General features: G+C 36.5%; 21 protein-coding genes. 6 read left to right on the top strand and 15 right to left on the bottom strand.

Annotated elements, in window-relative coordinates; all coding sequences use genetic code 11:
* Positions 1–134 precede the first annotated feature (134 nt).
* Both phnX and N6B01_RS13950 read right to left on the bottom strand, forming a co-directional pair.
* On the bottom strand, positions 135–941 hold the full coding sequence (gene phnX / locus N6B01_RS13955) for a phosphonoacetaldehyde hydrolase (RefSeq protein ID WP_262080844.1): 807 nt from the start codon (positions 939–941) through the stop codon (positions 135–137).
* Positions 942–1,306: 365 nt separating this feature from the next.
* Complete coding sequence (locus N6B01_RS13950; RefSeq protein WP_262080843.1) at positions 1,307–2,452, bottom strand: TIGR03364 family FAD-dependent oxidoreductase; 1,146 nt, start codon at positions 2,450–2,452, stop codon at positions 1,307–1,309.
* Positions 2,453–2,667: 215 nt separating this feature from the next.
* Between N6B01_RS13950 and N6B01_RS13945 the strand changes: the two genes are divergently transcribed.
* The 5 genes from N6B01_RS13945 to N6B01_RS13925 all read left to right on the top strand — a co-directional run bounded on the left by N6B01_RS13945 (position 2,668) and on the right by N6B01_RS13925 (position 7,477).
* Complete coding sequence (locus tag N6B01_RS13945; RefSeq protein WP_182419911.1) at positions 2,668–2,904, top strand: type II toxin-antitoxin system ParD family antitoxin; 237 nt, start codon at positions 2,668–2,670, stop codon at positions 2,902–2,904.
* A 5-nt stretch (positions 2,905–2,909) separates the two neighbouring features.
* Entirely contained in the window at positions 2,910–3,212 is a 303-nt protein-coding gene (locus N6B01_RS13940; RefSeq protein ID WP_262080909.1) for a type II toxin-antitoxin system RelE/ParE family toxin, read from the top strand.
* Positions 3,213–3,446: 234 nt separating this feature from the next.
* A complete protein-coding gene (locus N6B01_RS13935) occupies positions 3,447–4,748 on the top strand; it encodes a tetratricopeptide repeat protein (RefSeq protein WP_262080842.1) in 1,302 nt (433 codons plus the stop codon).
* A 491-nt stretch (positions 4,749–5,239) separates the two neighbouring features.
* A complete protein-coding gene (locus N6B01_RS13930) occupies positions 5,240–5,740 on the top strand; it encodes a DUF2165 family protein (protein WP_182419908.1) in 501 nt (166 codons plus the stop codon).
* Between the two features lie 291 nt (positions 5,741–6,031).
* Positions 6,032–7,477, top strand: a complete 1,446-nt coding sequence (locus tag N6B01_RS13925) for an SEL1-like repeat protein (protein ID WP_262080841.1) — start codon at positions 6,032–6,034, stop codon at positions 7,475–7,477.
* Positions 7,478–7,623: 146 nt separating this feature from the next.
* Here N6B01_RS13925 and N6B01_RS13920 read toward each other — a convergent pair whose 3' ends face one another.
* The 4 genes from N6B01_RS13920 to N6B01_RS13905 form a co-directional block, all read right to left on the bottom strand.
* Positions 7,624–8,151 carry a DUF2165 family protein gene (locus N6B01_RS13920; RefSeq protein WP_262080839.1) on the bottom strand — a complete coding sequence of 176 codons (528 nt, stop codon included), beginning with the start codon at positions 8,149–8,151 and terminating at the stop codon, positions 7,624–7,626.
* A gap of 82 nt (positions 8,152–8,233) precedes the next feature.
* A complete protein-coding gene (locus tag N6B01_RS13915; RefSeq protein WP_262080838.1) occupies positions 8,234–8,752 on the bottom strand; it encodes a hypothetical protein in 519 nt (172 codons plus the stop codon).
* 113 nt (positions 8,753–8,865) lie between these two features.
* The gene (locus N6B01_RS13910) at positions 8,866–9,621 is read right to left on the bottom strand and encodes a hypothetical protein (protein WP_262080837.1); all 756 of its coding nucleotides are present in this window, start codon (positions 9,619–9,621) and stop codon (positions 8,866–8,868) included.
* A gap of 53 nt (positions 9,622–9,674) precedes the next feature.
* Entirely contained in the window at positions 9,675–10,094 is a 420-nt protein-coding gene (locus tag N6B01_RS13905) for a hypothetical protein (protein WP_262080836.1), read from the bottom strand.
* 171 nt (positions 10,095–10,265) lie between these two features.
* On the opposite strand from N6B01_RS13905, the gene N6B01_RS13900 reads away from it, so the two are divergent.
* Positions 10,266–11,222, top strand: coding sequence for a hypothetical protein (locus tag N6B01_RS13900; protein ID WP_262080835.1), 957 nt, complete (start codon positions 10,266–10,268; stop codon positions 11,220–11,222).
* Between the two features lie 248 nt (positions 11,223–11,470).
* On the opposite strand, the gene N6B01_RS13895 is transcribed toward N6B01_RS13900, so the two are convergent.
* The 9 genes from N6B01_RS13895 to N6B01_RS13855 form a co-directional block, all read right to left on the bottom strand.
* The gene (locus N6B01_RS13895; protein ID WP_182419901.1) at positions 11,471–11,869 is read right to left on the bottom strand and encodes a hypothetical protein; all 399 of its coding nucleotides are present in this window, start codon (positions 11,867–11,869) and stop codon (positions 11,471–11,473) included.
* A 591-nt stretch (positions 11,870–12,460) separates the two neighbouring features.
* Positions 12,461–12,859, bottom strand: coding sequence for a hypothetical protein (locus N6B01_RS13890; RefSeq protein ID WP_262080834.1), 399 nt, complete (start codon positions 12,857–12,859; stop codon positions 12,461–12,463).
* A gap of 99 nt (positions 12,860–12,958) precedes the next feature.
* The gene (locus N6B01_RS13885) at positions 12,959–13,255 is read right to left on the bottom strand and encodes a hypothetical protein (protein WP_262080833.1); all 297 of its coding nucleotides are present in this window, start codon (positions 13,253–13,255) and stop codon (positions 12,959–12,961) included.
* 7 nt (positions 13,256–13,262) lie between these two features.
* On the bottom strand, positions 13,263–14,780 hold the full coding sequence (locus N6B01_RS13880) for a hypothetical protein (RefSeq protein ID WP_262080831.1): 1,518 nt from the start codon (positions 14,778–14,780) through the stop codon (positions 13,263–13,265).
* Between the two features lie 41 nt (positions 14,781–14,821).
* Positions 14,822–16,555: an NADase-type glycan-binding domain-containing protein gene (locus tag N6B01_RS13875; protein WP_262080829.1), complete on the bottom strand. Its 1,734-nt coding sequence runs from the start codon at positions 16,553–16,555 to the stop codon at positions 14,822–14,824.
* Positions 16,556–16,695: 140 nt separating this feature from the next.
* Positions 16,696–18,438: an NADase-type glycan-binding domain-containing protein gene (locus N6B01_RS13870; RefSeq protein ID WP_262080827.1), complete on the bottom strand. Its 1,743-nt coding sequence runs from the start codon at positions 18,436–18,438 to the stop codon at positions 16,696–16,698.
* 22 nt (positions 18,439–18,460) lie between these two features.
* Complete coding sequence (locus N6B01_RS13865) at positions 18,461–19,084, bottom strand: M15 family metallopeptidase (RefSeq protein WP_262080826.1); 624 nt, start codon at positions 19,082–19,084, stop codon at positions 18,461–18,463.
* Positions 19,081–19,905: a VanW family protein gene (locus N6B01_RS13860; RefSeq protein WP_262080824.1), complete on the bottom strand. Its 825-nt coding sequence runs from the start codon at positions 19,903–19,905 to the stop codon at positions 19,081–19,083. The genes N6B01_RS13865 and N6B01_RS13860 overlap by 4 nt, the downstream gene beginning before the upstream one ends.
* A gap of 573 nt (positions 19,906–20,478) precedes the next feature.
* Positions 20,479–21,561, bottom strand: coding sequence for a glycosyltransferase family 8 protein (locus N6B01_RS13855; RefSeq protein WP_262080823.1), 1,083 nt, complete (start codon positions 21,559–21,561; stop codon positions 20,479–20,481).
* Positions 21,562–21,639: the final 78 nt, after the last annotated feature.

The following is a 21,639-nucleotide window of genomic DNA, read 5'->3' as shown; positions in this document are numbered from 1 at the left end:
TTCAAAAAATTATTGCTGATTATAATGATGCAATGAGCGCGATTTATCAGCTCGGAACTGCGACCAAGGGTAGTTTATGAATTATCATCAGATTTACTTATGGGTACAAAAAGTAGCACTGATCCTTGATGCTTTTAAAATGGCCGTTCGCCATTTTTAAGCCTTTGTTCAATATCATCAATAACAGGTATAAGATCGGCTATAGTTTCAATGACATAATGCGCACCTGCAGCTTTTAAGCGTGGTGCAATTTTAGCCATTAGATCATTGCGGGCATTTTTGTCCATCGCCTCATAATCTGCAAGGCTTAAAGCTGCTTCATTACCGCTTAAGGCAAGGCCAATGGTCCATGATCCGGCAGCAACTCCCTCCATAATACCAACGCCGGTATCATCAATTTTTACGGTGAGATGCGCCGGCCACACACAAAGGTCTAAAAAGCATTGATACATATTAAGCGGTGTTGGCCGCCCAAAGGGTAGATCACCGGCACAAACAAGATTATCTGGCTCATAACCTTGGGCCTTAGTTAGGGGTAAAACACGCTCCATAATCGAGCGTGTATAACCGGTGGTAGAGCCAATTTTCATCTCTCGGCGGCGAAGTTCTGCTACAACTTCTAAAGTGCCAGGGATGAGGCTAGCATAATTATGGACAATTGCTTCATTAAGCGGTAAAAAATGCGCGTAAATAGCATCAATATCAGTGTTATCAGCAGTTTTTCCGTGTGTGTCCTGCCATGCCTTGGCAATACGTGGTTGGTTTAAGACCGCTACAATATGGTCACGTTTTGGCAACCCCATTGGCGCACGGGCTTCGCCAATCGATATATCAATATCAAAGGCTTTAAAACTTTCAACAAACACACCCATTGGTGCAAAGGAGCCAAAATCTATTGTGGTTCCCGCCCAATCGAAAATTGCCGCTTTTAACTGTGTCACGTTTTTTTCCTATGAAGTTGCTAGGGTCAGGACCTAGAGTGTTGGAGATAAATTTATTCTTTATCGTTTTTTAAATCTCGATAAGATGAAGGCTTGATCAAAACACTTCTCACCAATGCGTTTTTCTATATCATTTGAATATTGCATGGTTTGCTTTCAGCTTTGACTTATACCGATTACCCTCACCACGAAATCTATATAAGCAGCATTTTCATCAACAAAATAATGAAGGCTATATCTTTGCCCTTTTTAGCTATAAAAGGTAACGCAATTTTCGCCTTTGTCATATTGATTGGTTATGCCGATACAATCGCCACTACCCAAGGAGGGCATGCATAAATATATGTCATTGTAAAATAGTTGCCTCAAAAAAGATCATCCATTACCTCTTCACCCAAAGCAAAAGCGGTTGAAGCGCCAGTGCCACCCGTCACCATTACAAGGCGCACATGATCTTGCGGGCTATCAACCAATACTGTTTTGGTTTTTGATGCGGCATAAGTGCCAATCCAATGATTAATAATTTCACGCTTTGGTAGATCAATAATCTCATCCAAGCATTCCATCATCAAATCATCAATGGCTGTTTTTGCAAAGGTCTCTGGTGCATTGCCATAAATATGGCTATCCCCAACCACAAGCGAGCCATCGGCTGATTGAACTGCAATTAAATGAATACCCAGTTGCCGCTTTAACGGATAATCACGATCTAACCGCGCGCCAAGAGCAGCAGCTTGTGGCAAAGCAGAAAACCCCTCATAGCGGGCAAGGCTATGATCTGACATTAAGGCTGCATTAAATCTGCAGGTGTTGTTATTAGAAAGATTAGCAGCGCCATTAGGTGCAACGCGCAGCATTTGCAAGGTGCAAATAGAAAGAGCATGCGGGGCAATGCGCTCTGGGTAAAGTGATGAAAAATCATCGCCCGGGCAAACAATTATCGTATTGCCATAAAAATTACCACGACTGGTTTTCACGCGATTATCAATAATGCCAAGGGCTGCGGTTTTCCAGAAAAAATCAACCCCCTTTGCTTCATGAAGCCAATGGGCCAATTTTTGAATTGCTGTCATGGATTCAACCCGCAATTCATGGGGGCTATATAAGATTGCTTCATCACCGGATAATTTAAGGCTGGCAATTTGCGCTTGCGCTTCAGTTTTGGTCAATAATCTACAATCTGCGCCCATATCGGTTTTTAAAAAAGCAGCGACAACGTCGCGCGCTTCCTCGCGATAGGCGGGTAGAATAAGCCCCTTATGCAAGACGTCAATGCCGGCTTTAGGAGCAATTTCCGCCCAAATATCGCGGCTACGCTTTGCACGATTATAATGGGCGCCGGCGCGTTGTCCTGTAACGGTTACAAAGCCAAAATTGCGAATAGAAGCACCAACCGCCTTGGCATTGCGCTCGATAATTGCTACTTTTTTACCGCGATTAACCGCAGCCAAAGCACAACCAAGGCCAACAATACCGGCGCCAATAATAATAACATCAAAATGTTTATTCATGGCTTTCCCGCTTTGCAAATATGCCATATTAAATGAGCTTATTGTTCAAAATACCCTTTTGCCAATAAGTTATGACAATGACATTGCGTTTGGATGGCAGAATAATGACAAATATGACAATTGGCAAAACTTGTGCTAAATTTCCTTTAAAATGATTGAAACATGGCAAACTTTGCCATATAATGCTTTAAAATGCAGTTTTGAAAGGATATATTATGGCAACCATGAATGTTTCCTTGCCAGACCAGATGAAAAACTGGGCTGAAAAGCAATCAGATAACGGCCGATATCAAAATGTCAGCGATTATATTCGTGATTTAATCCGCAAAGACCAGCAACATCAAATCGCGACACAAGCTTTTCAAAGCGCAATTGATGAAGGTTTACAAAGCGGTACGCCAAAGGCTTTTGATAAGCTTGCATTCAAGCAGCGCATGCGCCAAAAACCTTGAACGATATGGCCTATCAATTAACTCCGCAAGCAGAGCAAGATTTGGAAGAAATTTGGCATTTTGGTGCGCAAACATGGTCAGAAAATCAAGCTGACAAATATCTAGATGAATTGGTTTCAGTTTTTGAGCTGATCAGCATCATGCCCAATTTAGCACCCTTGCGTCATAATTTTGAGCCTCCCGTGCATATACATGTCCATCATCAACATGTCATTATTTATAATCTTGTTGGTGAGAATATTGTTATTATTCGTATTTTGGGCGGCAAACAAAATTGGCCAGTACTTTTAAAAGAACTTGATTTTTAATGCCTTTAAGAGGCCTTATTGTTTATTTATAGTTAAACTATATTTATTATATAGTTATTAGGGGTAGCACCCATTAATTTAAACCAAATGGTTTATAGGAATTTTTGCGAGAAGAAGAGCTGTTCTTCTTTCAGCAAGCAAGTTGTTTTAGCCAAAATATTTGCGCAAAAAAGCCAATAATCGCACGCGTTAAATGTTAAAAATTATAGCTAGAGCCTTTATAGGGGGAATATAATGAGCATTTTTTTTGGCAAAGGTCGGCGAAAAACCTTTGAATTATCCAATCGTTATTCTTTGCAGCTCATATTTTTTATTCTTTTAGCGCATATTTTTTTAATATCCATTAAGGCCGAGGCAAGCGAAAATATCGTTTCGTTAAAGTCATCAAACCAACAAACGCAGATTAACGGTCCTAATGCATTGTTTAGTATCATGCATCTTAATGAAAGTAATACGGCGTTAAATACACAAATTTTAAACTATAATTTGCCGTTTTTGGAAAATGTTGATCCTGCCCTACAAAATCTGGGCGATAAAGAGTGTGGTTTTTTATATGGTCGATACTTAACCTATTGGTCTATCGGTTTAATTGAAAAGGCAAGCTATGGACGGGAAAACAGTAAAGAATTAGCCGATCTGTTACAAACGCTCATGATGCTAAATGGATTATTAATGATGCCACATCAGTGCGAGCTGCCAATGGGGTTTCATGATACGGATGATTTTGATTACTACTTAAAAACAACTAACGACATGCAAGCAACTAAATGGCTAGAAACTGCAGCGTGGCAGGGGCAAAAAAAGGCGCAAATCGCGCTTGCCAAATTTTATAGCAGATCTTTAAAGTATGAAGATAAAAAACAAGCCTTTAAATGGTGGTTAATGCTTGCCAATGCTGGTGATGACCAAGCAATTTTTAAACTTGGGCAGTTTTATGAGGATGGTGCCATTGTCCATAAAGATTTAAAGCGAGCTTATTATTACTATGAAAGAGCTGCAGATCTTGAAAATATAAAAGCTGTGGCTAAACTTGGTTCATTTTATGCAAGCGGCATTGTTGTTAAAAAAGATTTAAAAAAGGCTTTTGGCTATTATTTTGAAGCCGCAAAACAGCATGATGCAGAAAGTCAATTTTACCTATTTAAAGCCTATTGGCATGGCTATGGCGTTGAAGAAGACAAAAAAACTGCCATTCAATGGTTTTATAAAGCGGGTAGTATGGAACACCTAGGCAGCCAATGTTTACTGGGAGAAGTATTTTTTGAAGGAAATGTTTTTAAAAAAGATACAATGGAAGCCTATAGATTATGCTATATGGTGAAATTACGATCTGATCCACCACATGAAAAAACCGATGCTGTATTGAAACGCATTGCGCAAACAATGAATGATAGCGACATTAAAGCAGCACAAAAACAAGTACACGATTGCCTATCTGGTGAAATTAAAGCCTGCCCTCATTATTTATTGCCTGACAGTCCCCTTTTTGGATTTGGTTTTGCTTTTGAAAATTATTCAAATAAAAATCGCCATTAAAGTTAAAATTAAACCAGCTGCAATGCTGAGTATTATTTTAGCACCCAATCCATCAAGGAAGCGGACGAGAAAGAATTTCGCCAAAATTCTGTAGCCAATTATGGGGCGGTGACGTGCGATTTTTTTCGTTTCAATGACAGCTTAACTGCTAAAAATAAGCGCGAATGTTTCATTTAATATTATGAATAATTATTTTAAACAAATTTAGCGAAATATTGTTAGAAATAATAGCAGCATAAAATCTATCAACATAACTTATATCGCCATCTATGCCGGCGCAATCTTCGCCTTCCTACCCTTTATATCAAAATTATGTATTTTGCCCTTTATTGTGTTTGGTACTTTAAAATAAACAGTCCTCAGCGTAAGTACAAACAATAATAACATGAATATTTTAATCAACTTTTTGTTAATGGATTTTTAAACCAGCAATTGTGTAAATGCTTAAGAAGATTCTGCGCTTTTTAAGTGTTTTACAAAGGAAAATATTTATGATTTTACGTCTATCCAAAGCACTTATGGTTTGTGCTATTGCGTTTTTTACATCATTGGTAGTTTTTGGAAATGTAACTGATTACAACACCAATTTTCAATTTGTTCACCATGTTTTTATGATGGATACAATACCGCCCGAAGCATCTATTCATTACCGTGCAATTAACAGTAACTTGATCCATAATCTTGGCTATATTGGCATTATGAGCCTTGAATTTCTTACTGCCTTATTGTGCTGGATTGGCGGCATTAAAATGCTTTTATCAGTTAAGGCAAGTGCCAAAGCTTTTAAATCATCAAAAACCGTTGCCATTGCCGGTTTAACAATTGGCTTTCTGGTTTGGCAAGTAGCCTTTATGTCTGTAGGTGGTGAATGGTTTGGCATGTGGATGTCAAAACAGTGGAATGGCGTTCCCGATGCTTTCCGCTTTTTTATTACGATTATAATGGTTCTGCTTTACATTATACAGCCAGATGGTGAATTAGAAAAAGACTAAACCATCGCTAGGTTGTGTTTAAACTAAGTTTGATGTTTAATTTAGCTTATTTGATAATATTTGTCAGATAAGCTTTAATATTTTATAATTTATTGCAATAATATTATAAATAAAACCCATCAATAGCTACTTGACCGCGATATAATATTGGTCTAAAGGTGAGACATTAAATTTTTAAGGCTAGGTAGCACATCCATGAATGTTTTCTTTGTATCATAAATTTTTTCATTAAAAATCAAATGATAGTCGCGTTTGAATGTATATTCGCGCGCAAAAACAAAGAAGAACATTATGTCGTATAGCCAATCTCCAACTATGGAACAAACACGCTTGCTCGCTATTAAAGGCGATGTTGAAGCACAATTTAATTTGGGTCAATTTTACCTTACTGCCAATCAATATGCTGATAAACTTGTCGATGAATGTGCTGATGAGTTTAATCGAGATAGCTTTGAAGCATTGCATTGGTTTCAAAAAGCCGCAGATCAAGGACACGCTAAAGCGCTTTATCAATTAGGCGAATTTTATGAAAATGGCATTGCTATTAGCCAAGATTGTGATGAAGCCTTAAAATGGTTTCAACTGGCTGTTGAATTTGGTAATGTTGACGCCATGCTCAAACTTGCCAAAATTTATCTTAGCGGCATTTATAGCGATTATGGTATTGCGCAAGATTTTGGCCTTGCCCTTAGCTATTTTGAACAGGCGGCTCATCAAGGTCATCATGACGCTATTTACCAACTTGCGCTTATTTTTGAAAATGGCGTCGCAGTTGAATGCTCAATTCCAAAACATTACTCCATCAAGAAAAATGCAAAAAAAGCCTTTCATTATTGGCAAATATTGGCAAAAAATGGTGATTTAGCCGCGCAATTTAAGCTTGGGCTTTGCTATCAAAATGGTGATGGTGTTGATTTAGATTTAACCAAGGCCATCAAACTTTACAAAACTTTAGCAGATAATAATTATAGCAAAGCTATCTATCAACTTGGTCTTATTTATGAAAGCGATATATATGGCTTAAAAGACTTATTGACAGCTTTCCAATATATAAAACATGCGGCTGAACAAAATTATGCGCAAGCACAATATCATTATGGCACTTTTTACCGTGATGGTAATGTTGTTGCTCAAGACTTCAGCATTGCGGCAAAATGGTTTCGTCTCGCGGCGGCGCAAGACCATGGCGATGCTTGGGATAATGTCGGCTATTTGCATATTTATGGGCTTGGCGTTAAAAAAAGTCGGACCTATGGCTTTAAATGCTTTGAAAAAGCTGCTCAATTGGATAGCATGATGGGTTGTTATCATGTAGGGCTTAGCTATATCAATTATTGGGGCGCCCGTCATAGCCGAAAAATGGCGGCACATTGGTTTAAAATCGCAGCTGACAAAGGTCTTGCAGAAGCTCAATATCAATTAGCGCGGTGCTATCCCTATAGCCAGTTTACGAAAGATGTTTTTATTAAAATTTTTGAATTAGATAAGGCTGCGGCTGAACAGGGATATCAGCCTGCTTTTAGTTATCTTGCTTGGGCATATAAAGAGGGGCGAGGCACAAAAAAAGACCTTGAAACCGGCTATATGTGGCACTGTGTTGATGCGGTCTTAAGCAAACGACTTTTCTGGTATAAAGAGGATATGGAAAAAATATTTACACAAGAGCAAATAGAAAAGATCAAAAAAGCTGCACAAAGGTGCATCGATTCAGGGTTTAAAATCTGCTCGGTGCAATAATTAATAAAGGAACAAATGCAACTTAGCATTTGTTCCTATTTTAAAGCAATTTATACTATGTAATATAGAACACACGGTGGAAGAACAAAGATTGATCCTTGAGTATCAATTAGACCTTCATCACAATGGGGATATATAAGCTAAATCTATTGATAAGATTTATTCGCCGGTTCTCGATGTAACATATAGATGATAATGGTGATCATATTAGGAAGCGCATAAATCATACCGCCAATTTGGGTATTTAATGGATTGGCTTTCGCCTGCCATGCTAAATACCAGTCGCCAGCAATAACCATAAAGCCTACACCCCAAACTAGCACAGCTAAGGTGGCACCTAGTACAACGAAACTTTTACCGCTTTGCAATTTTTCATAAGGGGCATTGAAATTTTTAATCAATTTTAAAAGCCCTATAAGCCCCAAAATACCAGCCAACGTTTCAACCGTTGTAATAAGGATAAGGGCTAAAATAGGCGCTAAACCCCAAGAAATTGCACGCCATGTTTGTGCAGGATTGCCATAAGTATCGCTCATCGCGAACATTGGTTTAATAGCAAATTCAGCCGTGCTTGCAAATCCAGATGCATTATTAAGCAGTCCTAAAATCCCCCATAAGGTTGGGAAAAGGGCAAAGGCGATCAATACAAAACGATAAGTCTTTTTCTCATCCATTATGGTTTCCTTTAAAATCTTATAAAATGCTGTGCAAACTAAATAAACTTATAGCAATTTCGTTTTAGCATAATAATTTTAATCATTGATCAAGAGCTTTGCCAACCTCTATTTCAATAATTTTATCATACATATAAGTTATAATATCTGCTGTTTTTGTTCTAAGCTTAATACCATCATCAATTGAATAAATTTGGAAACCATTTTCATCCTTTTTCAATGAATAGACCTCCTGCCAATCGGATTTTTGACACTTCAGCGTGAGTTCATTGCCTTTCATTTTATAAACATCACATATGTTTTCTTTAAAAATATGATATTCTAACTCAGATAGAAATCCTGATAGGCTACCATATTCAATTGCGGTATCCTCATTTGGTGGTGCAAAAAACAGCGGTTCGCCGTCAGGAAGTCTGTTATAAATTGGCCCATTATTGCTATTAATAGTTAAATCCAATTTATCTTCATCATCTATAATAATATTATCATTCGAAACATAATTATCATCAATCCGACTAGGCCCATAATCTGTACCAAAAGCTTGATATGTCGATGTCCCCAAAAACAAAACAAATGCTAAAAAAATTATACTTTTTTTCATCGCATATTTCCCTGTAAATTGATTTTATATTTTTTTATCCTAGCATGTTTATTGAAGTAGCTTTGACCTCTAATTTACTAAGCTTTTTAAATAATAGAGCTATAGTTAAAACCTCACGAATGAGGCTCATCAGGGAATTTATGGCAACGCCACTCATAATAATTTCTTGCAGCATCGATAAAGATCTTACGTCGTTGTTCGTTTTTTATGATAGGCGCTATTTTAAATGTTCTATCCCATAAAACAACGGCAAGCTCTTCATTACCATCATAAAGCTCCTCAAAATCATTATCGCAAAATGTATTTATAAACATTTCTAGCACATCATATTCATTGTCGCGAACATCGCTATAGGGTTTATTTGGCTTTATATCATCATTGCATAAATAGTTTAATGGATTTTGTAAGTACCAACCCACATATTGTCTATTTTTAAAAATATAACCAAAATCTTGATGAAATAAAACAACTTCACTTTCTAATAAATCTTCAGCTTTATCAAAGCCAACAAGGTATTTTTTTTCCTTATTGAAATATCGCAAATGACTATACGTAAAATATCCTAATTCATCGACTTTACTCAAAGTGCCGAAAAGCTCTGTTGACGCTAATTCGGCTTTTTCGTTAATAAATTCAACTACCGGGCGGATTGATGCGAGTTTGTTATCTTCATCAAAATAAATATCATCATAGGAATCATAATAAATATCGCCATAGGTAGCATATGTTTTAGCATCGGAAATTTGGAATTTAACGCCAATACCATTGCAAGCTATATGAAACTCTATTTTTGCATTTGGATGTACGATGTGATCAGTAATTTCAACCTTGATACCGTCGGCCACGCGATAGTCGTCTAATTTTTGCATTCTGCCCTCTATTAAATATCATTTTGCAGAAGGTTTAAAATTGTCATCTACCTTTATATTTCGCCCATTTTCGGCGCATTTTGCTCGCGTGAATAAAACCACCAAAAACATGCGCCAAACATCACACCAAAGCCGGTAAACAAATAAAGATAAGGCTTGGTAGAAAGGGTCAACATATTGCCGAAAGCATAAAAATTTAAAATGCCGATGATGATGCCATAAATCAGCGTTAGATGGAAATTTAAAGGTAAAAACTTGCGTTGCAATAAATAAAGCGGAGTGACAACGACGACAAAAAGGGTAATGTTATAAACAGATAAAGCAATAATTCCTGCAAGGATTATTAAAAAAAACATTTCATCAACGTGGCTAAATCCGCCCCAATGAATAATATCTAACACCGAAAAACCAAAAATAACCGCGCCTGCAACAATAAGAAAACTAAAATAATAAGTTAAAAAGAACCGTTTCATGATGAAAATCCATTTATCGCATTAAACAATATTATAATTTGATAGGCTTTAAAATATAATATATTTTTACTTTATAGAATTAAAAATGAATACAGTAAACAGTTTTACAAAAGGTTTGATATGCACTTTTCTTTGCTCGTGATTGGTAAAGATCTTGATAAGTAAGATATATTGAATAGGTGGTTATATCCATATCAACTTAGTGACTGCGAAGAGTTTAATAGCAACCACATCGATGACATAGACGAAACAGCGCAAGTACTGAAAGAATATAACAGCTTAAAAGCAAATAAAACCGCAAAAACCTGTGATTGTAAAAGTTTAAAAGAATATATTATAGAAAGCAGAGCTTTGCCAATTGTTGAATTAGGTGATCCTATCGACATAGAGAATGAACATTACTTTGGCTATGTAATTTTAAAAGGCAAAGAACTTATCAAGGTTGTAAATAGAACCAACCCCAATGGGAAGTGGGACTTTTGGCTGCTCGGTGGCAGAATGAATGACACAATGATAAGAAAGACACCACCAATTTTACCTAAGCGAAGCCTTTGGTCAAAATGGCGACATAAGGACCAATTTGAAGACTTGAAAAATAGTGCCACGAATTGCATCCAATATAATGAAATTGATTGGATAGCCATGAAAAATAAAGCGGTACAAGTGCGGTTGCAACTTTGGCAAGATACAATAAGAGATTCATATGCGGCTTTGGGCGATATTACTAGTTTGAAAATTAATCTTGATAAAATACGATATGAAGTACTAAATAAAATCAACGACTTGCAAAAAGAATTTTTTAAAAAAAATTCACAAGCACAGTATCAAAAGCTTAAAGCCTATATTAGAGACAATGTAAATTATCCTTATCGCTTCTATATTTGGCTTTTAGATTATGTTAGCTCTTCCAGAGCTTACCCCAAAATAGATGATTGGATAAATGCTGCACCACCCTTATCCACATACGCCTTGCTTGATGAAAATGGTTGGCATGAATTAGAAGATAGCGAGTCCGATATTTTAGAAGATTATGAAAAAAAATTGCAAAAGTGGCAAGATTTTATTGATCAACGATTAAAACGTACAAAGCCAGACGAATGGCTTGCCATCATTGATTACCATTGTTAATCAATTAGCCGGTTATAATACACAGTATAATTAGTTAGCGTGTCATGATTAAAGCGGATGTTATTTATGGCGCTCCCATAAGATTTGATGCCTTTTTAGCGATATGGGGCTAACATAGACAATTAAAAGCACGTCACCGCATCAAAAAAGTGACGTGCTTCATTTCTTTATTTTGTGGCATTCTCCAATGCGAAAGTTGATACAGTTTTTTCTAGAACTGCTCAAGAAAGCCTACGGCATAAATCAACTTAGCTAGCGAGATCTTGTTCGCGCCCTCTATTTGTCAATGCAAGATAGATAATACCAATCGGTGCGATAAGTATGGCGGCGCTAAACAAGAGCATGTTTACAATAATTTTTGCCGGAACAACCAAACCCAACCACAAAAGAAACGAGAATTTAAAAGAATAATTGCCAAGGAATAAATCTTTGATGCTATCCCAAACGAATTTGGCAAATGGAAATAATAAAAAATTAATAAGATAGACTACAATCATGGTAATAATTCCATAAATTGGCATCGACCCTGACTTATTTAAAACAAACACCATTGAAATAAATATTGCGGCCCAGATTGCCCCAATCACATAGCTTCGAACCAGATAGGCTGCGTCAATAGATTTAAACAGTTTAGAAACGAATTGCATGTATATTCCCCAAAAAAGATAAAATTACCCTCGGTTTTTGATGCCATCCTGTATAGGATAAACTTCAACTAAAAATCTAATCCCCATAATCTCAACAACAAGAAAATGGTATTTTCAATAATCACATAACGTGATAGACAGATAAATTAATCATATTAGTTATAAATTCTAAATACAGTCTAATTTTAGATTATAAAATATAAGACCTTACAAAATTGTATAAATATATTTTAAATATTAAAAAAATTCAAAATTTGAACAATATATCCAACTTACGAAACTTTACTCAATCAAGCAATGCCAAACTATATTACATGAATAAAAATAAATCAATAAGTTTGTTAAGGTCTTGATTAAAATATATCATAAATTTACAACTAATATTAAATTTATCTAATTTATATTATTTTTATTCTTTTTTGGGTTATTGCTTATCTTATATACCGCAAAATTATAAAGCGCAGCCACTTAAAGAGCTTTCGTTAGAATAATATTGAGGTGATAAATTTTGTCCCATCACGTTTATTAAACTAGCTATATTTTAAAAATTTTCAAAAAACAAAAGTTGCTTCAATTTTTGCAAAATATGGGTTAATCAGCCTGCTTATTTTTATCACGCTTATTTTTAAAAACAATATAAGCAATGCCAATAGGTGCGATAATAAAAGCTATGCTGAACAAAAAGAGATTTACAATCACCCTTACAATAAGCGCCAATACCGTCCAAATATCTAGGTCAAAATCAGATGTAAAAGCGCCAAAGAATAAATCTTCGACATAGCCCCAAACCAGTTTAGCAAAGGGAAAAAGAATAAGGTTCATAAGAATGATAACCAGGATAACGATGTTAATTCCCATCGATAAAGGTCTTATGTCATTTAAATATATAGCTAAAAAAATGCAGATTACCGTCCCAATAATTGCCCAAATATAATTTCTAAGCAAATAAGTAGTATCGAAATATTTAAATATCCTAGAAACAATTTCCATATTGTTACCCTTTGAACAAAACAACGCAAATCATGGCTAAATGGATATTATTTTTAGCGACAAAGGTAGGTGAAACAACAAACATCTGTTAGATCTGAATTATTCATCTCTAAAATCCATACTATACACGCCGCGATGGCTTATTTGTACGGCTCCATAAACATATTGCTGCATATGAGAATTAGCAATTTCAATGAGGGTTGCAGCCCTAAATGACGGGCGTTTTATTTCAAAAGGTTGTGTAAGCTTGCCATTTTCAATGCCGCGCCAAAAAATACCCAAATGGTCACACCATAAAATAATATCATTATGATTTCGTTCTTTTATAAAGACAATATCGTCTTGGAACGTCTCTATTGTTTTATCAATAAAATAAAAGTAAGTTTGAATTGGCATCGCTTCATCATGGGTTAGAGGGTGGAAGGGCTGGAAATTCGCTTAAATCTTCATCTTGATAACGATTATACAAAAATTGAGGTCTCGCCATGGATGGGTTAAGGTCATTATCATTAAGTATGGCTGCTAATGGTTGGTTGAAACTTGCAGCAACATTATCACGAAATTGCTGATAGCAATCCTCGCGCATGTAAAGATAACCTAGCACCGGCAAAATTTGAATAAAAGGCCGTGCAAAATCACATTGCTCTGGCCAATAGGCATAAGCCTCAGTTGGGTTAACCCCATAAACCAAGCGCCAAATTCGTGTTTTGTCCCAATGACGCTCTGGCATGAAAGAAAACGCTTCACCGCCGGTTTTATATTTGTAATAATAATGCATATCGCGATTAACAATCAGCATTGGCGGCGGCGCAAAATTAGCCATCAAAGCATCATATTGTTTAAAAATTGCTTTTTGATTGATATTTTCAATGTCAACGCCGCGATATAATAATGTGCCTGAAAGCAGCATTAAGGCAACCGCCAACAGGCTCATTTGCAGATATTTTGCAAGTGTTTTTGGCTTTGGTATTGGCTGGTCTTTGAAAAACCATATAGTGATGAATAAAACGAGTAAGGGAAAGGCTAGCGCGATGCGTTCACCAAAATTCATTGCCTCTTGACCAAGACTTGGTAAAAAACAAGAAAATAGCGGTAAAAAGTGCCATAGATTGCTTTTTGACGATCTCACCGCAAAGAATAACACACCAAGCACCCAAATACCGCAAAAGAGTAGCTCCAACTTTATTGCAAGCGGCAAAAATGGCTCGCTTAATAAGGCAATTAACCCTAATTGAAATTGACCGTTTTGAAAGCGGTGAAAATCAAATAACCCCAAGTATAAAACACCGCTCACCAATGCAGCAATGAGACCGACAGAGAGAAGAGTAACCGCAATAAGTATTTGCCATTTTAACTTGGCAATATTACCACCCTGCCCTGCATGCAATTTTACCTTGTTATTATCTTTTCTTTTGGACCAATAATAGCCGATGAGGGATAGCGAAAAAAGCCCGATATAAATGATTGCTGATTTATGGAAAAACACCGCAAGACATGAAAATCCTATAAAAACAAAAATATAGCGCGGATAGCGATACATAAAATTTACGGCAATGACTAAAATAATCCAACTGGTAAATTGTTTAGGAAATTCAATCGTCATAAAATAAAAGCTAGGTGATAGAGTAATCCAATACAAAATAATAAGCGCTAAAGCGATGTTTTTTATAGTTTTTAAAAGGAGATAAAAGGCCAGTAAAAACAACCCAAAACTAACAGCGATATAGGTTTTCACCATCGCTTCGCCATTATTGACAAAATATGCAAGCGGTCTCATCAGCCAAAACAGCCAACTATCATCAGGAATACGCAAGCGACCATGATCAATGAGGCTTTGCGCTTGCACTGCGTAATAATAGCCATCATAGCCATAAAAATAGCTTTGATGAAACAGAATAAGCCCAAGCTGAAGCGCAACCATAAAAATGACTAAGCAAATAAAGCCAGTTCTACAATATTGCTTCATATTTTTGTACAAAATTGCACACGCTTAACAGGGACTACAAGGTCGGTATAAATATCGGATTTTACCGCATAAACATCTTTTTCAAGTAATATTTTACGCAATTTTTCACGAAGCTCGCTAATGGTTTTTGCTTCAACCACAAAGCCGTCATCAAGTAAAACGCTAAGCCCTAAATCATCACCCTCATCTTCTTCTTTATCATAGGTTGGCATAGCAATAAGGAAATTTAAAAGCCTTTTTTGCTCGCTTTCAGCAAGTTTTGAAAATTTTTCTATTTTAAAAAGATTTTGGAAAATTTGCGGGGTGGCATGGGCAATATCATCATTTCCCTTGCCACTTATATAACCAAACTGCGAAAAAAACGTTTGATATTTTTTACCAAATAGTCTCATCTCATTTGGTTTTACAAGCTCGAAATTACCTTCTGCGACTGTAGCAAAGGGGCGATTTTGTCCATCTGGTTTTAAACGCGCAGGATAAAGCACAAAGCTGCCATTACTACGCAGTCGAAAGGTTGAAACATAACAATAATCCTCGCGCAAGTACTTCTCACCCAAAGTTGCCCAATCCATGGTGCCCAAAAAACTACTAAATGTTTTATCAGTAAAAGCATTGTCAGTAAATTCGGCGATTATTGGCATTTCTTGACCAATAGGCAAAATAATTGCGCCCTTATTGTCAATAAAGCGCAGTTCGGATAGCACAACATCTCTATAGGCTTGCCCTTTATAAATATCGGCAATTTCTAAAACAATTTGGCTATTGCTAATTGGTTTTGGCAGCATAATTTTTTGCATGGCTTGTTCGTCTTTGACCGCAATTTTTTCGCCATTTATCAAAAGAGTTTTCACGCGGCTATTAGCACTAAAATGCTTATCTGACCTTTGATAGCCATTCCATATCATCACACCCGCAATATTTTGGTGATTTTTAAAGTTAAGGGCGATTTTGGTGCCAATGCCATTGCCTTTTTTACCATCTGTTGCAAAGGCCATGCTGGTATTGGAATCAAAAAGATGGCTTGGATGATAAGCATTTTGTGGATCAAGAATTGAAGTGGCATTGAGTTCTAGCAATGGTGCTTCAATAGGTAAATTAACCGCCAAAGCATGCGGCTCATTATAAATTTCTTTAATTAATGAAGGATCGCTAAATAACTGTAAAATATCTTTACTAACCAGATCAATTGAAGTGACTTTCCATTTTGCAGCTAGGTTACCGTCAATGATGCGAAAAAACACCGATTTCGCTTTATATTCGTGTTTAGGAAAGTCATCTATACGATATGGTTCACGCCTTAAGACATATACGGCTTTCTCAAAATCAACTTCAAAACGTTGGACAATAAAAGGAATTGGATCCCTATCTTCTCCCGTTGTATCGGCAATAGCATTATTACCATCAAGATAAGCGGTAAAGGTGAGGTCTTCGCTATCACCGATAACCGTTATCATGATATAATCCAGTTGAAAGGGCTGTTCAAATTGAAAGCCAAAACCTTCATTAACCGCACCATCCTTGGTTTGTGGTTGCCAAGCCCCATCACAATTTTTATCTAAAAGACAAATAATTGATGTTGATTGCTCTGTTGCGCTTGTTGGTGATGCCATTAAAATAGTTGGCACGATTTGATCTGTATTGTCTTGCGCATAGCCTAAAGCTGGTCGGAAACCAATAATGACAAGAATGACAAGGCAAAACCGAAATAGATTATTTAAAAAATGCTTCATCAGCTTATGCCCCTTTTTATAATTGAATTACCTAAGAATATTGGCAAGGATTTAACCGTCATAAATGCTAATTTTTATTATTAACTTTGTATCTTATTGTCTTCAACAGGCTAATAAAACAACTCTTCTCAAATATTGGTTTAGATTTTTGTACAAAATGGCACCCGATCAACAGGGACGACAAGATCAGTATAAATGTCAGATTTTACCGCATAAACTTCTTTTGTCAGCAATATTTTACGCAGTTTTTCACGCACCTCACTAATCGTTGCCGCTTCAACCACAAATCCTTGGTCAAGCGAAACAAATAGGCCAATATTAAAATCTGGTTGCTCGGCGTAAATTTTTTCAGGCTCTTCGTAAAGTGGTTCATTAATAAGCAAACTTAACAAGTCTTTTTGTTCTTTTTCGCTAAGGTCAGAAAATTTTTCAATGGTAAAAAGGCCTTGAAAAATACTTGGTGCGACTTTAATGAGCGCATTATCTTCATTTTCCTTTAAATAACCTGTCATCCGTGAAAACATGGTTTGATATTTTTTGCCAAATAATTTGAATTTATTGCGTTCAATAATTTCAAAATTACCCTCGGCCGCTATAGCAAAAGAATGCAGCCTATCAATGCCCTTAACATTTTGCGAATAAAGAGAAAAACTTCCATTGCTACGCATGCGAAATGAACCAACGTCACAAATATCAGCTTCAACCTCACCGCGCACAAAGACCATTTGGCTCAAAAAACCGCTAAAACTTCTATCGACGAAATGATTGTTAGTAAGTTCGGCGATTATTGGTGTTTCTTGGCTAATGGGTAAAATAACGGCGCCCTTATCGTCAATAAAACGCAGTTCGGATAGCACGACATCCCTATAGTCCGCCCCTTCATAAATATCGGCAATTTCCAAAACAATCTGACTATTAGTGATTGGCTTTGCCAACATAATTTTTTGCATGGCTTGTTCGTCTTTGACCGCAACTTTTTCGCCACTTATCAAAAGATCTTTCACGCGGCTATTAGCATAAAAATGCTTATCTGACCTTTGATAGCCATTCCATATCATCACACCCGCAATATTTTGTTGATTTTTAAAGTTAAGGACGATTTTAGTGCCAATGCCATTGCCTTTTTTACCATCTGTTGCAAAGGCGCTACCGATATTGGAATCAAAAATATGGCTTGGTTGATAGGCCGTTTGTGGATCAAGAATTGAAGTGGCATTAAGCTCTAGCAATGGTGCTTCAATCGGTAAATCAACCGCCAAAGCATGCGGCTCGTTATAAATATCTTCAACTAAAGATATTTCACCGTTTATTATTTCAAAAATATTTTTATTAACAATATCGATTGAGGTAACAGTCCATTTTATTGGTGAATTACTATCGGTAATACGAAAAAATACCGATTTGGCAGAATAATCAAGCGTAAGCGGTTTATTAATGACAGAGTACGGATCGCGCCTTAAAACATAAATCGCCTTCTTGGAATCGATCTCGAAACGTTGCAAAATAATACGAATTGGATCGCTATCTTTATCTGTGTCATCAATAATAGTATCTTTACCGTCAAGATAAGCGGTAAAGGCAAGACCATTGCTATTACCGGTAACCGTTATCATAATATAATCTAGTTGAAAGGGTTGTTCAAATTGGAAGCCAAAACCTTCATTAATCCCGCCATCCTTGGTTTGCGGTTGCCAAGCCCCATCACAATTTTTATCCAAAAGGCAAATAATTGATGTTGATTGCTCCGTTGCGCTTGTTGGCGATGCCATTAAAATAGTTGGCACGATTTGATCTGTATTGTCTTGCGCAAATGCGCTTATTGGTAGAAAGCCAATAGCCGCCAAACAAAGCCCCAATAGATAATTGTAAAAACGCTTGGTCATTGACTTCCCCCCTTTAATGCAATTATTCGATGATTGGATATTGCCGAGCATTTGGCAATTCAAAATGCCACCATTCACTATTAATGCCTTTAAGCCCTGCTTTTTTCATCAAGCCAAACAATAGGTCACGATTTTTGCAAGCAAGACTATCGGCTTTGGGGCATTTATAGTGTGCAGCGGCCTTACTGGTAAAATCATCAAAAGCAGTTGGAAAAAGCAATATTTTCCCATTTTCATCAGCTAAAGCCACATCAATCGCGGCGGCTCGATTATGGTTTGAACCGTTTTTTGGATTAGCAACATAACGGCGGTCGGGCAGAATGTTCCACATGGCTTTTTGTACAGCAAGTGGACGAAAACAATCCAATAGAACAAGTTGCAAGTATTGTTCTTGTAAATCCTTTTTAATTGTTTCAAGTTTTTTTGCTAAATCCTTATGAACAAGGCAGGTGCTTAGACCATGCTCTTTATAAATAGCACGATGCAAAAAATTATTGTCACTCGCATAGCGCAGATCAAGCAAGTAAGGCGTGCCGTTTAATGTTATCAATTCAGCATTATCATTAAAATCTTTGCTTTGTCCAAAAGCGGATACGCTGATTAAAAAATAAATAGTTAAGCTAATCAATTCAAAAATCTGCTTCATTGAAAATCCTTTAAACTATCAACCACATCGAATGCATCGGGCACATACATCATCGGCGCAATATTTTTGCGATAGAGTGTCTCGCTTATTAAGCTAGCCCCTTGCCATTGCTGGCGCCAAATTTCATTAAAGCGGTAAAACTTGCCCTCGCACTGCAAAAATCTATGATTTTTTTCACAAATGTCATATTTTACATTAAGCGTGTCATTGACCAAAATGTCACCAATCAAATGGTTTTCATCAAGGCTAAGACGTAACTGCCAAATGTTTGGGCTATTATTGGTAAAGCGGTAATCAAGATAATTATAAAATATGGTTGCCCCACAACCAAATGGCACAAGCCGGTCATCATCGCGAAACATATCACGCGAATGGTGATGATGCTCGATAATATCTAAATTGCTATGCAATATCAGCCAGTGCAGCATATTAGCAATTTGGCAAAGACCACCGCCAATACCCGCCCTCATTGTATCACCTGACAGCTCCAAGCCTTTGCGAAAACCGCGTAGACGATGGGCATGCCCCACTAATTTATAAAATGAAAAAGTTTCACCAGGGTGAATGACAACACCATCAAGGAGCGGAATTGCCTTTTTTAAATTGGTAATCTTATTTACCTGCAACTGATGATAGTCTTCACCAAAATTACGAATGAGTTTTGATTGGTGAGAAAATACCCGATGAGGCAAACTCTCAGCTTGCCGCTTTACCGCAAATTTTTGTCGTTCTTTGCTATTGCGCCAATAACGCAAACATCTTTGCCGCCAGATGGCGACAAAAAACAATATTGGATGTTTTTGGCTTAATCTTTTGGCCACCGTTCCCCCATCGATAATTAAACCGTATAAAATGTTAAAATAATCGAATATTCTTTAAGGCACTTCTTTATTATTTTATCAAAGATTTAGAAAAGCTCGATATTATTTTAATAAACTTATTAAAATGAAACTTTTATACAATAAAACAATTATTTAATAATTACAATAATCACTAAAAAGGAGAAAAGATGGCAAAGAATAAAGAAAGTGACAATTAAAAACAATAAAATACCGGTGGGCTAGCTCTACTGCAAAGGTGTGACAGTATAAGCTATGATATCAATTTTTATAACACTTATCTTGGTGGTTATGCCCTTTATTTGCAACAACAATGCAAAGGTAAGATTTTTACCGGCAAAGACTACTCACCTTAGAAATTTTTTGCGAGTTAAATGTCATCAATTCGGTCTAAACTATGAAATCTACCCCGATTTTCCTTATCATCTTTTTTTATAGATGAATAGCTAAGCCATTATCAACGATCTGTCATTGCCGCTAGCTTTGACGCTTGACAGCTTTAATAAAATCACAATCTTCTAAATTAGAGGTTTTGTCTAAAAGCAAAAAATTGTATTAATTTAAAGAAGTGACTTTTAAAAATGGTAGGCCAAGACAATAATAGGTTTTGCTATTGGCTTTTTTGCGCCAGCCAAATACATGAAATTTCCAAAAATAAAACTTATAGCAATGGCTATCTTGCTTAATCTTAAACAATGCAAGCCCAAGAAAGCTTATTTTTCTACGACCAACATTGCCCTGTTTAACAAGATTGCCCAAACATTGCTCGTAAACGGCTGTTGTGCGACAATTTTGCCACCATGATGCTGCAAGCTTAGTTTGTGGCGAACTCCAAGGTTTGTCACCGGTGGTATAATGGATTATACGCCCATCACCATTGGCCGCATGGGTATAAGCTGTCAGCATGTCATCCAATATTGTATCATGATAAATCTTATGCGGCTTATAATCTGATGCCATAACATTATAGCGAAAATTGAGGTAATGTACCTTACCAAAGCAGATAATATTCAGCACATCTTGATCAAAAAACTGGAATTTACGATCTGATGCGAGAAAAGCCATTAATTTTTCTTCAATATTTTGCGCAACCCATTGTTGACGATTAATGACTAAAACACCAGAATTAAAATAATGGTCATCAGTGCCATAATCCAATTGGATCACGTTTTTAAAATAAGCAATCCAGCCTTTTTCATAGCGCCGACATATCTCCATGCCAATATCAGGCGCCGCGGTAATCAGTTTATCACCAGGGTTCTCACTATCAATCAGTTCAGCCACATCGCATTCTATCGAAATATCGACATCTAGATAAAGAATAAGGTCATTATCAGTTAAACTGCCTAGAAAAAACCGCGCATAGGCTGCAGACGAAATATGAGGATTGGCATAATAAACTTCTCTTTGTGCCTGATATAATTCGTCAATTTTTTGAAACTTCAAAACAATATTGCTAAATTCACTCAAGCGAGCTTTGATGGCTTGAATGGTTTCTTGATCCAATCCACAATCAATAATAATAATTTCATAATGCTTTATTGGTGAGCTATGCTTAATAAGCCCCTCTAATGCCACCAACAAATAACGACCATATCCACCATCACAACAAAAAATAACACTATATAACTTGTTCAATTTGATGGATCCTTAAAACCATTTAAAAAATATGACGTATTTTTTGGTATATTAAGCGTTTTTAAATAGCAACCTATG

This window comes from Bartonella sp. HY406 (genome assembly GCF_025449315.1).
Classification (GTDB): domain Bacteria; phylum Pseudomonadota; class Alphaproteobacteria; order Rhizobiales; family Rhizobiaceae; genus HY038.
Note: the sequence above shows the minus strand (reverse complement) of the source record. Positions and strands in the feature narration are given on the sequence as shown.